Source organism: Erwinia rhapontici, from assembly GCF_020683125.1.
Taxonomy (GTDB): Bacteria; Pseudomonadota; Gammaproteobacteria; order Enterobacterales; family Enterobacteriaceae; genus Erwinia; species Erwinia rhapontici.
This window is the reverse complement of the sequence record NZ_CP085627.1, coordinates 2,537,864-2,550,068: the sequence shown is the minus strand read 5'-3', so window position 1 is coordinate 2,550,068 and position 12,205 is coordinate 2,537,864. Positions and strand designations below refer to the sequence as shown.

Genomic DNA, 12,205 nt, shown 5'->3' with positions numbered 1-12,205 from the left:
CTGAGCTGCCCGTGATGACAAAGGGCAGCGTTGAGCGAAAAATGGACAGTAAAAGTGCCTTGTAAACATCCGGTAACTATTTATTTTTATCTGGAGGAAAAACGACGCTACTAGCCTATTTCTTTAACGGTCCTTGTACCTCGAACCTGATTTATGCCATGCGTATCAATTCCAGTAAATCAGATAAGTCAATGCGGCAGCTGAACAGAAAGCATAAGGGCTTAAAAGCAAAACATCCGAATAAGGCGTTTCAAATATCCGGGTAACTGGCCATGCCAGTACAACCAGCCACATGAAGAGGGTAGAGAACACGATAAAAAAGCTCCCCTTTAAGGAAGCATCAGGATAAAATCGCTTTGCAATCATGGCTAATGGCATGCCGATTATTAATGAACCTATCGTGGTCCCAATAATACTTGTCATGACGATGAACAAATAAGTTAAAATGAGACCCGATGCGGATGTGCTGCTATTTCCCCAGGAAAGATAGATTAAAACCAGCAATGAACCCACTATACTACTAAATAGTGCTGATATCGTAGATTCCCTAATCCAGTTGTCGTCAATAATTTTCGGCATAATTTTCTCTACGTCTGAGCGGCTATATTTTATGCGGCGTACCCGCTTGAATTTTTCGGCGCGAGGTTTGATCAAAAAACAGGCTTCAGGCACGACATCCTCTGCATAGTCGAAGGACATTAAGGCGGCCGTCAGTTTTTTTGTGGGCAGGCCAGTGAGTGTCTCGCATCGTTAAGGCTGAATCGCCTTACCCTGCTCATCAAGCAGATCCGTCAGGAGTGCCGTACCATCACTCCCCACCCGGAATGCTCCGTAACGTGCCTGCGCAAAACGCTCGCCATGGCCTTCCTGAAAGAACCAGGCATTGGTGCCGACGGTCAGCGAGCCGTCATGCTGATGGTATTTCACCCGAAGCTGATTCGGCTGCAAAGGCTCACCTTGATCAAATCGGGCCTGAGTCGCATGACGCTGAGCATCAAGGTCAACAATCAGGGTTCCGCTGGTCGGCAGGCATGGCGCTGACAGGGTCGCACCGCAGGACTCAGCCTGTTGATATAACGTCAGCTCCAGAGGGCGGGTAAGGGCATAATTGAGCGCCATGTAATCACCCTGCATCAGGGAGCGCGGGTCAACCGGGGCAAGGGGTAAAATCATGATCACGCCTTGCTTCAGCAACTGCTCTTTTTGCCAGATGCTGACATTGACGGCCACCAGCGCCAGCGCTACCACAGCGCCAACCAGCCATCGGCTCTGTTTATGCATTCTCACTTGCACCTCCGATCTGTGCGGGTAATACTTTTTTGACTCCCCACGCCAGCCCCAGTAAAACCAGACCGCTGACCAGCAGCAGCAGGGATTTCTGCAGCAGAATGACCTCCAGGAAGTAATACCAGCCAATAACATACAGCACCATGAAACCGCCACTTACCACCAGTAACCCCAGACTTCCCTGATAACGCGCCATCAGAATTAACCACAGTCCCAGCCCAATACCCGGTGCATAGAGGGCGGCAGCCCCGCAAATAAGCGCAGCGGGCAGTGTGATGATCGAAAATAGCAGCCGGCTGCTTTTTTTCTGAAAGAGCGCACTCAACACTAAACCTGCCGCGATCCCTGTGCCTGTTGCAGACTGAAGCGTGGAAAATTGCAATTCTTCCCAGAAGAAATCCGTGAGATAGGCCGCGTTTATCCCGAGGAAACTCAGCAATATCAGCCCCCCCGGGATGCCATACAGCAGCGGATGTAACGCCTCAGCATACGTTCCTGCCTGTAACCTCAACTGATGACTGACAGTCCACAGCCACAAAAATACGACCGCCGCCACCAGTACGGATACAGCAAAGTGTCCCCCCGTCGGCGACAGGTAAAGCCGGGCCAGAGAATGGCCCGCCAGCACCAGAAAAAAGGTCAGGGCAGTGATGGCCATAAACCGATAAGTGCGGTTGGGCATAGCCACCGCCATCGCGGCCAGGATCGGCAATGCAGTGAGTGAACTCAGCATAATAAAGCTGACATCATTGCTCTGAATTTGCAGCAGAACGCCGGATATCAGCCCGCACGTTGCCGCAATCGCCCACGCCAGTCCGAGGTGATGATGACCGTCACGCTGACTGCTTAACAGGACATGCGCAATGGCGGCGAGCAGCAGCGAAGGAATAATAAGGGTGGCAGCATTCGGGTCTTCGAGCAGATCAGCGACATAGAGCATCAGTATCATCAGTAACAGAATGATGACCGCTGCGACCCAGCCTCCGACGCTTAGCGCCAGCCTCAGATACCAGGGCAGGTCGGACGCGTGATCGTGTTGCTGAATTTCCTCAACCTGCGAGGCGCTCAGCAAACCCTGCTGACGCAACGTGTCTGTCAGTAAGGTCAGCCTGGCCGGAACCCGATCGATCGGCCCTTTATCAACCAGTTTGCGTTGCCACTTCAGCAGGATCGAACCATTTACCACCACCCAGAATGCCATCAGGGCGCCGGTCAAAAACAGATCACCCGTATCGTAGGCTGAAAGAAATAGCTGCATGATTAGCGCACAGCCAACAACGGTCAGGCTGGCGATGCCCAGCGTCAGTATGCAGAGATCCTGATAGCGGTAACGGTACAGGTAATAACCTGCCAGCAGGGCGATCACCCAGCTGCCCGTGATATAAGGAAGGGGAATACCGCCGCCCCAGTCAGAGAGGTTCCCGGCCACGATGCCGGTCAGCAGCAGCAGTAAAAATCCCGCCATGACTCGCGAGAACCAGCGGCTTGCCAGCCAGCTCTCGGGGTGATGCGTTATCGCCCGCCAGGCCAGCGCTTCCCTGACAATCAGGCAGGCTGCCAGCACCGCCAGATACCCGTGGAGCATAACCGACGGGAGCCTGGTGAAACTGTCAGACACGGCGAGATCCAGCAGTGACGTCGGCAGCGTGTTGTAATAGAGCTGGAACGCCAGGTTAGCGACCAGCCAGCTGCAAAACCACAGGCTGTTTTGCCGGGCAATCAGCGCCAGCGGCAGAAGAACGCATAACCAGGCCCGGAATAGCTCCCAGCTGTCAGCACCGGTCTGATAAATCTGTCCATACAGTGCAAACAGGGCACCGAAGCTTAACCCTGTCGCCAGCAATGCGCTGCGTGCCAGCGTGCTGTACCAGCGCCACCAGACCACCGCCACCAGCGCGACGATCAACAGCTCGGCCAGGGCAAATTTCGCCATTTTCGGCAGCCAGGCCCAGTTCCAGGCAACAAAGAACACCGCTCCGGCAACCAGCGACAATAATCCCAGACAGGAAAGAACCGGAATAAGAAACTGACGCCACTGAGCATCTGACGGTCTGATTCCACAAAAAGCATAGATACGCTGGCAGGTCTCCGGGGTCAGGCTTCCTCCTCTCACCAGGCGTGCGATCTGGCGGCAAAGATACTCTGCCGTCCGTGACGGCATGCCGGTGATGCCAACGGGTGCAAGCTCCCTCATACTTTCCCTGCCTCTGTTTACGGTATGAATTTGATGAGTGTGTCATTAAACCGCTGTGGTGCTCAATGGGTTCTGTTCAGGCAGGCTTTAGCACCACCACCGCATATCGGCATATCTCATCAGTCTCATTTTTGAAAACACAATCAGCCGGATCGCCTACCTCCAGACAATCCCCCGTGGACATTTTAAATGTATGCGTGCCTTCTTCAAACGTCAGCCTGCCTTCGAGCACCCATATGAGCTGATGCCGGGAAAGGTAGGCAATGGCCGGCATGGGCACCGCAGTATTGGCCGGAAGCTCGATGCTGACCAGGTCGACAGGAATATGACCCGGTGATACGTGGCGGCGAACATAACCGGTTTCGGGATCCTGCCAGACAGGCTGATTTTCAAACGTGACCAGCGTTCCCGGACGTACTTCTGTCAGGGCAATGAGATGCGACATTGACATATCGAATGCGCCTGAAAGTCGTGCCAGCAGCGTCGCTGTGGGGCTGCTTTCTCCGCGTTCTATTTTATGGATCATGGCGCGCGAGACGCCGGAACTCTCAGCCAGCTCCGTGAGCGACCATCCTCTGATTTCTCTTTCCTGCCGCACTTTCTGACCGATGCGTGCATTAAGGTTGTCTTCTTTATTGGACATTTCATCTGACATAGTGGATAACTACAATAGTGTACGATTCATCTACTTTAGTGAATGACAAGAGGGGTGTCTACCATGCTTATTCGTTCTGCCCGAGAAAGTGACGCTGAAATGATTGCGGAAATTTATAACGACGCGGTACTGAACACCACCGCGATCTGGAATGAAAAAACCGTCGATCCGCTAAACCGGATTAAGTGGCTTAATGACCGGCATGATGCCGGTTTTCCTGTCGTCGTGGTGGTGGATGAAACCGATATCGTGCAGGGATATGCGTCTTATGGTGACTGGCGTCCCTGGGACGGTTACAGACATACCGTTGAGCACTCTGTCTATGTTCATAAAAGTGCCCGTGGAAAGGGGGCAGGCACAGTGCTGATGCAGGAACTCGTCAGACTGGCGACAGTGCAGGGGAAGCATGTCATGGTGGCAGGGATTGAGTCTGAAAACACGGCATCCATCGCGCTACACAAAAAACTGGGCTTCTCCGAAGCAGGCCGTGTTTGTGAGGTCGGGAGCAAATTTGGCAGATGGCTGGACCTGACCTTTTTGCAATTGCGTCTGGATGCGCGCGAAGCCCCCTGAAGGGCATGTGTCATGAGCATCATCCGTCGTTTTATGACGAGTTGATCCAGAACCGCATTCAAGAGGCATATCAGGATGATGTTCAATATATTCCCTGTGTCTCATAAGCCAGGCTTTCAGGCGTTCGCACGGAGTCAGATTGCGGTTATAAAGCGTTGCTGCTCTCATGTCCGTAAATGAGGCAAAATAAGCATTCACCGTTGCACAGACAGAGGAAAGACCATGCCACCCTGGAAAGCCATTACACCGCGCGCGTCGGGACTCATTATGGTGTTTTCATCAGCCATTCTGTGGAGCACGGCAGGTATTTTCGTGAGACAACTCGATATGAACACCTGGGCTATGGTCGCCTGGCGCTCCCTGTTTGCTTTCCTGTCACTTGGCCTGTTACTGGTGGTATGCGGTAACCTGCGCCACTTTTCATTCCGGCGCGATTTAGGGTTACCAGGCTTGATAACCGCTGCGGTTATGGCTTCATCAATGTTTTGTTATGTGGCGGCGTTGAAACTGACCAGCGTGGCCGGTGTGATGACGGTCTATGCCACCATTCCTTTCTTTGCTATGGGGCTTGGCTGGCTCATGCTCCGGGAAAAAATCACAAAACGTGCGCTACTGGCTGCGATGGTGAGCCTGTCGGGTGTCATCCTGATGGCCACTTCAGCGGTGGGGCCGGGCGACATCCAGGGTAATCTGTTGGCTCTGACGATGACGGCGGGCTTTGCTGCAAGCATAGTGATGTCAGGCAAGTGGCCAGAGATGAACCTGCCAGCCGTAACTGCCCTGGCCTGCGCACTTTGTGGCGCATTCTGTTTTATCATGATGCCTCGCGGTCTCCCCCTTCCTGGTCTGAAGGATATGGGATGGCTGCTGGTTTTTGCGCTTGCCACTCAAAGTGTGAGTTATCTGCTGTTTATGGTTGGAAGCCGTTATGTCGCCTCTGCAGAGGCGAGCTTGATTGCCCAGGTCGACATCGTGCTGGGCCCCTTCTGGGTCTGGCTATTTTTCAGCGAACTGCCAACCCGATACACGTTACTGGGCGGGAGCATAACCTTCATTGCTGTCACTCTTTATCTTGCGAGTGAATATGACCTTAAAAGAAAAATTCAAAAGTCTGGCTGAGGGATAATTTAACAGGTAATACGGCGGCTATACGACCAAATCTGACAAGATGCTGCATGATCAACCTCGTGATTATTAATCAATAGCATAGCGATGGGCGGTGCCGTAGCTAAGCGACTGGGCGGTGCCAGAGGATTGATAAGAATATAATGTTTTTTGCCCGTATGAAATTGAAACTCTCGGGGGCTGTGACAAAAGCTTATTTGCTATCGCTTCGGTATGTAAGTCGTGTCCGCCCATGGCACTGGGCTGCCCATCAATGCAGAGGGCATATGTGACAGGTTTAATTGATATGCCTTTTGAGTTGAGAAAAAGCTCCGGCGAAGACAGTCGCCGTGGGCTTTCGAATTTACAGACCCAACGCAGACAGACCCGGATGGTCATCCGGGCGACGTCCTAGAGGCCAGTGGAACTTGCGTTCACTTTCCTTAATCGGCATGTCATTGATACAGGCGAAGCGACGGAGCATCAGGCCATCTGCTTCAAATTCCCAGTTTTCATTCCCGTAAGAACGGAACCAGTTACCTGAATCATCACGCCATTCATAAGCGTACCGGACAGCGATTCGGTTGCTATCAAATGCCCACAACTCTTTAATGAGACGATACTCAAGTTCTTTTTTCCACTTACGAGTGAGGAATGCTTTGGCTTCTTCACGATTATTTGCGAACTCGGTTCGATTACGCCATTGGGTTTCCAGTGAGTACGCCAGCGATACTTTTTCGGCATCGCGACTGTTCCAGCCATCTTCGGCGAGCCGAACTTTCTCCGTCGCGGATTCGCATGTGAACGGAGGAAGTGGCGGGCGAGTGTGTGTATCGGACATGATAAAACCTCCCGTAAATATGGATAGATCAGTAGAAACCGTTTTAGGTACTCAGGAATTAAGGAGAGACCTGTTCCAGCAAATGTTTCGCAACGTCCCTTGCACTGTCGGCGGCTCTGCAATCGCCCATCACATAGGACATAGTGATAGCGCCCTCTATAAGAATCAGCAACTGCCTGGCCAGAACGGCGGGTTGCTCAATGTTTAATTGCTCAGTGAGTTCGTGCGTGTAATCCAGTAGTTTTTGTTTATGCAGTTTTGCTATCTGACGAACGGGGTGGTGATGATCACCCACTTCTCCGGCGGTATTGATAAATGCACAGCCACGAAAACCTTCCGACTTAAACCAGCCCCTGAGCACACTGAACATCATCAAAATGCGTTCCTGAGGAGTATCACCTTTATCCGATTCCGTTCTGAACCAGTGCATCCAGCGTTCATCTCGTTCTTTCAACGCGGCTGCTGCCACGTCATCCTTGGTCGCGAAATAGCGGTAAATACTTTTTCTTGCTACGCCTGAGGTCTTGACCAGATGGTCCATCCCTGTGGCATGAATCCCGTTCCGATAGATCAAATGCTCGGCGGTAGTGAGAATTTTTTCTCGGGTATCTGTTGGCTTCTTATTCATGAGATGAGGGTAGAACGATCGTTCTACCTGGTCAACAACTTTCTCCATCCCATTTCCCGCCGATCCCATTAGAATGCGTCAATACGTCAGATAAGAACCCAACATGTCTATTGGTGAAGTGGTGAGGGCCTGGGCGGATAACCGGGTATTCAGCGATGGTCACTGGCATTTTGACCGCGCCGATCCCTCCTTACGCAGTCTGCACTACGTCCAGTCATGGCCCCTGACCCCACCTCAACGGGGCGGCGGCGAGGCTGCCGTCCTGTCATCCTTTGTTACCCTTGCCGTTAAGACTTTTCCCTCCTTGTGCCGATAACTCCCCCGCATGGCAGCGGAGGTAACATCGCCGTTCTGCCGCATCACCTGTGACGGATTACGTAGATCAATAAACTATCGTCAGCACTTAAGTAGGCAACAATGAGTCAATCTTCTTTCTGGAACACGGCCGCCCGGCTGAAAAGAAGCGGCAGTCAGCCGCGCGCGGGTGTCTTTGATTCCAGCCAACCCCCGGTGAGTATGAATGCGCTGGGGTTGAGCCGTAACAGCGCCGGTCTGCTGTTAAGTTTTGTTCCCCCTTTTGCGGAATTCAACCGTGTCAGTCAGGCATGGCAGAGCCTTAACGGTACGCGCCGCAGCGTGGTGACCCTCTCTTCCAACGGTGCATTGTGGAGCGGTCGCGGGCAGAGCACCTATTGTGATGGCGCAAGCCAGCAGGGGAGCTGGCTCTGGCTGCCGGAATCTCTGATCGCCCGGCATGAAGTGCATGAAGTCGACCTGCATGTGCAGGATACGCAGACCGCCCAGCAGCGCGTGAGCGCGATCCAGCACGAGCTGGAGCGGGTTGTGGTGAATATGCCGCTCTCGGCCGATCGTACCTTTGCGCTCATTTTCTGTGATGGCTTATCCGCTTCCGAAGGGTTCCTGATGCAGGCCTGGTACGCGTCAGGGCGTTTCCCGTGCCTGGCGATTGGCGGCTCTGCGGGCGGAACGCTGGATTTTGACGGCACCTGGATTGGCAATGGCGGGCGGATATTGCAGGGCAAGGCGGTGATCGTCTTTTGCCAGATGGCGGAAGGAAAGTCGTTTGCGCCGTTTAAAAGCCAGAACTTTGAGCCCACTCAGCAGAGCTGGCTGGTGGCCGAAGCCGATCCCGTGGCACGCACCCTCTCGTCGCTGTTTGATGCCCAGGGGCGTCAGCATAATGTGATTGAAGCCCTGTGCGCACGTTTGCAGTGCGCTCCCGCTGATTTACAGGCCCGTCTTCAGGGACTGACGTTTGCCGTAAAAGTGGAGGAGGAGTTCTTTATTCGCTCCATCGCCAAAATCTTGCCGGACCGCATTCAGTTCTTCTGCGATCTGGAGTTTGGTGACCGTCTGCATCTGTTGAAAGAGACCGATTTTGCCAGCGCCACGCGCACCGACTGGGAGACGTTCACCGCACAATACGGCCAGCCCGCAGCCATGCTGCTGAACGACTGCGTTCTGCGCCGCGTCGGTAATCAGGCCCGCCTGCCGCAGTCGCACTTCTTCAGCGGGATCCCGTCTGCCGGGTTCTCCAGTTTCGGTGAAATCCTCGGTGTTCCGATTAACCAGACGCTGTCGGCACTGGCGTTCTTTAACCGTCCGTCCGATGCGATGCGTAACTTCCCGGTGCAGTATGCCGCGTACGCCAGCCATTATGCCCAGCGTGCGCTGCGTCGCTGGGAAGCGCTGAATACGCTGCAAACGCGCATTGTGAACCAGGTGGTGGAGTATCAGCAAAAGCTGGACCCGTTGATGAAATCGCTACCGTTACTGGAAAATGCCACCCGCAGTCAGAGCGATGCGCTGAAGGCGGCGGAAAGTAATATCCGCTCCATCAGTGATGCCGCGCTGCACAGCCAGCAGGCCCAGCACCAGCTCAGCGCCGGGCTGGATGAGCTGGAAACCATCTCTTCCGGCATTACCACAATTAACAGCGGCATCAGCAATATTGCCTTCCAGACCAATATTCTGGCGCTGAATGCCGCAGTGGAAGCCGCACGCGCCGGGGAAGCTGGGCGCGGTTTTGCCGTAGTGGCAAGCGAAGTACGCCGTCTGGCACAGTCATCGAAAGATCAGGCCGATGCCACCTCACACAGCATCAGCGATGCCGTCAGTACCATTTTGCATATCAGAAAGGTCGCGGTGGATACGGTAGAAAGTGCCAGGCAGATGGCGCAGGAGAGTATCGACGCGGCTAACGCCATTGCGGAGATGAGCAGCCAGACGGCCAATGAGCGTAAAAGCATCAGCGAAAATCTGGACAAACTGAGCGAGATGACCTCCGGTATTGATGCCATGCAGGAAGCCGTGGCCCAACTGAAGGTGTTGCAGAAACAGGTGGTAACGAAAGCGTGACAGTGTCACCTTAATAACGACAAAAAGCCCCGAAAGGGGCTTTTTTATGGGCTTAATTCAGTGGTGCGTGACTTATTTAGTCAGTTCGGCGGTCATATGCACGCCGTTGTTGAAGTTGGCTTCGATGATTTTGTAGCTGCTGCCTGTCTGCTGTGCCTGAGCGGCAATCTGCGCTTCAGCGGCTGACAGGGTAGAGGCCGTGGCGGTCACGCTCTGTGCAAAGCTACCGAATGAGATCAGTGAAAGAGCGGCAACAGCTACGAAAGTTTTGATGGATTTCATGGTTAATTCCTCAGAGTATTTTATGTAAGTTGAGACGTTCTGTCTCGATGTGATAAATACTACGCCTGCTAATAATAAACTAAAATCGGAATTTATTGTCGATAACTGTCAAATAATTTGAATAACAAAATGTACTAAGCCTGTAACAATTAACGCCATGTCGCGCCGGATTTCTCTGGCATAATCAGGTCGATACCCGGGCTTCACCGGGATAACAATAAAACGAATAAAGCTGTCTGCCAGTCCTGCGCTGGCTGGAGCACTTGCAGGTAGGGATAGTTAATGACGTCGAATCACCTCCAACTGGACAGCAATGAATCGTTGCTGCGCCATCCTTCGTTCGTGCGCTTCTGGCTGGCACGAACCTTCTCCTCATTCGGTTTCCAGATGTTCTCGGTGGCGGTGAGCTGGCAAATCTATGCCATCACTAACAGTGCAATGGCGCTGGGGATGATCGGTCTGATGCAGTTTCTGCCTTCGGTGCTGCTGGCATTACCGGCCGGGCATCTGGCGGATCAGTACGACCGTCGCCGGATTGTGCTGTTCGGGCAGGTGCTGGAGTGGGGCGCGCTGCTGGCGCTGATCCTGCTGACGTTCTATCAGTGGTCGGATAAAAACGCGCTGTGGGGGCTGGTGTTCCTGATCTCTGTGGCAAAAGCCATTGAAGGCCCGGCGATGCAGTCAATGCTGCCTTCGCTGGTTCCGCCTGCGATGCTGGCACGCGCCACGGCGGCGGCGGCCGTTAGCGGGCAAAGTGCGGTGATTATTGGTCCTACGCTGGGCGGGCTGCTGTATGTTGCCGGGCCGGATGTGGTATACAGCGTGGCCGCTGCGTTCTATCTGTTGTCGATTGTGATGATTGCTTACATCCGCTTTATTCGTGCGCCGCAGCCGCGCCTGCCCGCCAATATCAAGACGCTGTTTGCCGGGGTGAAGTTTATCCGTGAGCGGCGCGATGTGCTGGGGGTGATTTCCCTCGATCTTTTTGCCGTGCTGCTGGGTGGTGCGACCGCGCTGCTGCCGATTTTCGCCAAAGATATTCTGCATACCGGCCCCTGGGGACTGGGAATGCTGCGCGGTGCGCCGTCAGTGGGTGCGCTGCTGGTCGGTATCTGGCTCAGCCGTAACAAGCTGGAGAAAAACGTCGGCATGATCATGTTTGGTTCGGTGGCTGGATTTGGCGTCGCCACGCTGATTTTTGCACTCTCCAGCCAGCTATGGCTCTCGCTGCTGGCACTGGCCGCGCTGGGTGGGGTTGATATGGTGAGTATGGTGATCCGTGGGGCGCTGGTGCAGCTGGATACCCCTGATGATATGCGTGGCCGCGTCAATGCGGTGAACAGTATCTTTATTAACACCTCAAACCAGCTTGGCGAGTTTGAGTCCGGGATGCTGGCCGCGCTGATCGGGGCAGTTCCCGCTGCGGTGCTGGGCGGTGTCGGCACGCTGGTGGTGGTGGGGCTTTGGATGACGCTGTTCCCGCATTTAAGACGCAGGCAGAAGCTGGAAAGCGATACCACAACGGCCTGATCCTGATCTCCTTCGGGGTGGCTCAATGATGTGATGGGGATTCAGGATCAGCATAGTGTTTATTCGATATTATGTTTAGCAGGAATCCTCACCACTCAAGCCATACATGCAGGCATAAGGGTCTTTCCATTGATTATTTTTTAAGAAAAAAACGATGTTTTTTTTCTTGTCCGTTAATATGTACGCCAGTCCACTTGACTGTAATGTCCATTCACCTTTTATATTTCCGTCGAGCTTTACATTTCCTTTAGCGATGCAAGGGGAGTAGTACTCATGAAGTAATGTTTCATCTTCATTTAACTCTCTGGCAGACTTGAAATAGTGAATTATCTGCTCTTTGGTTGGTCTGAATTCCTTGCGCATGGCTATTTCGTTGGGGTTTTTCGCTGCTCTGGAGTTTATGCTGACTTCTTTTATCTCGAGCTGTTCGACAGTTCTGGCACCAACTTGATGTGAATACATAAGGATAATGGGTAAGGCATATATCATTCTCACCATTTTGCCGTGCTCACTTCAGTTGTATTTTTTCTTCCAATGTCCGGGTGGCGATATATTTCCGTCATTGGGACTTTTAATGTGCTGGTTAATTTTAGATAACTGTTGATAACACTCTCCTTGTGAATTCTTTTTTGAAAAAAATAAAACATATGCATTTTAGACGATGGAATTGTCAGTTTCTTGCGTGAAGTTGGATCATTTTATTGGCGAATAGTTCCGCTACAAGTCTGAGGC

General features: G+C 53.0%; 12 protein-coding genes. 4 read left to right on the top strand and 8 right to left on the bottom strand.

From position 1 onward, the window contains the following. Positions 1-165: 165 nt before the first annotated feature. The 4 genes from LJN55_RS11980 to LJN55_RS11965 form a co-directional block, all read right to left on the bottom strand. Positions 166-699, bottom strand: a complete 534-nt coding sequence (locus LJN55_RS11980) for a hypothetical protein (RefSeq protein ID WP_227534512.1) — start codon at positions 697-699, stop codon at positions 166-168. A 51-nt stretch (positions 700-750) separates the two neighbouring features. Then, positions 751-1,281 (bottom strand): GDYXXLXY domain-containing protein, encoded by a 531-nt coding sequence (locus tag LJN55_RS11975; RefSeq protein ID WP_133842029.1) that lies wholly within the window; start codon positions 1,279-1,281, stop codon positions 751-753. Beyond that, the gene (locus LJN55_RS11970) at positions 1,274-3,481 is read right to left on the bottom strand and encodes a DUF4401 domain-containing protein (RefSeq protein ID WP_227534511.1); all 2,208 of its coding nucleotides are present in this window, start codon (positions 3,479-3,481) and stop codon (positions 1,274-1,276) included. The genes LJN55_RS11975 and LJN55_RS11970 overlap by 8 nt, the downstream gene beginning before the upstream one ends. Before the next feature lie 76 nt (positions 3,482-3,557). Next, positions 3,558-4,136, bottom strand: coding sequence for a helix-turn-helix domain-containing protein (locus LJN55_RS11965; protein ID WP_227534510.1), 579 nt, complete (start codon positions 4,134-4,136; stop codon positions 3,558-3,560). A 63-nt stretch (positions 4,137-4,199) separates the two neighbouring features. On the opposite strand from LJN55_RS11965, the gene LJN55_RS11960 reads away from it, so the two are divergent. Together LJN55_RS11960 and LJN55_RS11955 are read left to right on the top strand one after the other, a co-directional pair. Then, a complete protein-coding gene (locus LJN55_RS11960; RefSeq protein WP_227534509.1) occupies positions 4,200-4,709 on the top strand; it encodes a GNAT family N-acetyltransferase in 510 nt (169 codons plus the stop codon). Positions 4,710-4,931: 222 nt separating this feature from the next. Continuing rightward, entirely contained in the window at positions 4,932-5,828 is an 897-nt protein-coding gene (locus LJN55_RS11955; RefSeq protein WP_227534508.1) for a DMT family transporter, read from the top strand. Positions 5,829-6,177: 349 nt separating this feature from the next. Here the strand turns inward: LJN55_RS11955 and LJN55_RS11950 are convergent, their stop codons facing one another. Further along, a complete protein-coding gene (locus tag LJN55_RS11950) occupies positions 6,178-6,654 on the bottom strand; it encodes a nuclear transport factor 2 family protein (RefSeq protein ID WP_133842034.1) in 477 nt (158 codons plus the stop codon). Between the two features lie 58 nt (positions 6,655-6,712). Then, on the bottom strand, positions 6,713-7,282 hold the full coding sequence (locus tag LJN55_RS11945) for a TetR/AcrR family transcriptional regulator (RefSeq protein ID WP_227536388.1): 570 nt from the start codon (positions 7,280-7,282) through the stop codon (positions 6,713-6,715). A gap of 417 nt (positions 7,283-7,699) precedes the next feature. Between LJN55_RS11945 and LJN55_RS11935 the strand changes: the two genes are divergently transcribed. Continuing rightward, on the top strand, positions 7,700-9,661 hold the full coding sequence (locus LJN55_RS11935) for a methyl-accepting chemotaxis protein (RefSeq protein ID WP_227534507.1): 1,962 nt from the start codon (positions 7,700-7,702) through the stop codon (positions 9,659-9,661). Positions 9,662-9,733: 72 nt separating this feature from the next. On the opposite strand, the gene LJN55_RS11930 is transcribed toward LJN55_RS11935, so the two are convergent. Continuing rightward, a complete protein-coding gene (locus tag LJN55_RS11930) occupies positions 9,734-9,943 on the bottom strand; it encodes a YdgH/BhsA/McbA-like domain containing protein (RefSeq protein ID WP_212812713.1) in 210 nt (69 codons plus the stop codon). A gap of 282 nt (positions 9,944-10,225) precedes the next feature. Between LJN55_RS11930 and LJN55_RS11925 the strand changes: the two genes are divergently transcribed. Next, complete coding sequence (locus tag LJN55_RS11925; protein ID WP_227534506.1) at positions 10,226-11,473, top strand: MFS transporter; 1,248 nt, start codon at positions 10,226-10,228, stop codon at positions 11,471-11,473. Between the two features lie 75 nt (positions 11,474-11,548). Here LJN55_RS11925 and LJN55_RS11920 read toward each other — a convergent pair whose 3' ends face one another. Continuing rightward, positions 11,549-11,971, bottom strand: a complete 423-nt coding sequence (locus LJN55_RS11920; protein WP_227534505.1) for a hypothetical protein — start codon at positions 11,969-11,971, stop codon at positions 11,549-11,551. Positions 11,972-12,205 lie beyond the last annotated feature (234 nt).

Coding starts and splice junctions, on each gene's coding strand:
- LJN55_RS11980 (WP_227534512.1), bottom strand. CDS start 699: ATGTCCTTCGACTATGCAGAGGATGTCGTGCCTGAAGCCTGTTTTTTG.
- LJN55_RS11975 (WP_133842029.1), bottom strand. CDS start 1,281: ATGCATAAACAGAGCCGATGGCTGGTTGGCGCTGTGGTAGCGCTGGCG.
- LJN55_RS11970 (WP_227534511.1), bottom strand. CDS start 3,481: ATGAGGGAGCTTGCACCCGTTGGCATCACCGGCATGCCGTCACGGACG.
- LJN55_RS11965 (WP_227534510.1), bottom strand. CDS start 4,136: ATGTCAGATGAAATGTCCAATAAAGAAGACAACCTTAATGCACGCATC.
- LJN55_RS11960 (WP_227534509.1), top strand. CDS start 4,200: ATGCTTATTCGTTCTGCCCGAGAAAGTGACGCTGAAATGATTGCGGAA.
- LJN55_RS11955 (WP_227534508.1), top strand. CDS start 4,932: ATGCCACCCTGGAAAGCCATTACACCGCGCGCGTCGGGACTCATTATG.
- LJN55_RS11950 (WP_133842034.1), bottom strand. CDS start 6,654: ATGTCCGATACACACACTCGCCCGCCACTTCCTCCGTTCACATGCGAA.
- LJN55_RS11945 (WP_227536388.1), bottom strand. CDS start 7,282: ATGAATAAGAAGCCAACAGATACCCGAGAAAAAATTCTCACTACCGCC.
- LJN55_RS11935 (WP_227534507.1), top strand. CDS start 7,700: ATGAGTCAATCTTCTTTCTGGAACACGGCCGCCCGGCTGAAAAGAAGC.
- LJN55_RS11930 (WP_212812713.1), bottom strand. CDS start 9,943: ATGAAATCCATCAAAACTTTCGTAGCTGTTGCCGCTCTTTCACTGATC.
- LJN55_RS11925 (WP_227534506.1), top strand. CDS start 10,226: ATGACGTCGAATCACCTCCAACTGGACAGCAATGAATCGTTGCTGCGC.
- LJN55_RS11920 (WP_227534505.1), bottom strand. CDS start 11,971: ATGGTGAGAATGATATATGCCTTACCCATTATCCTTATGTATTCACAT.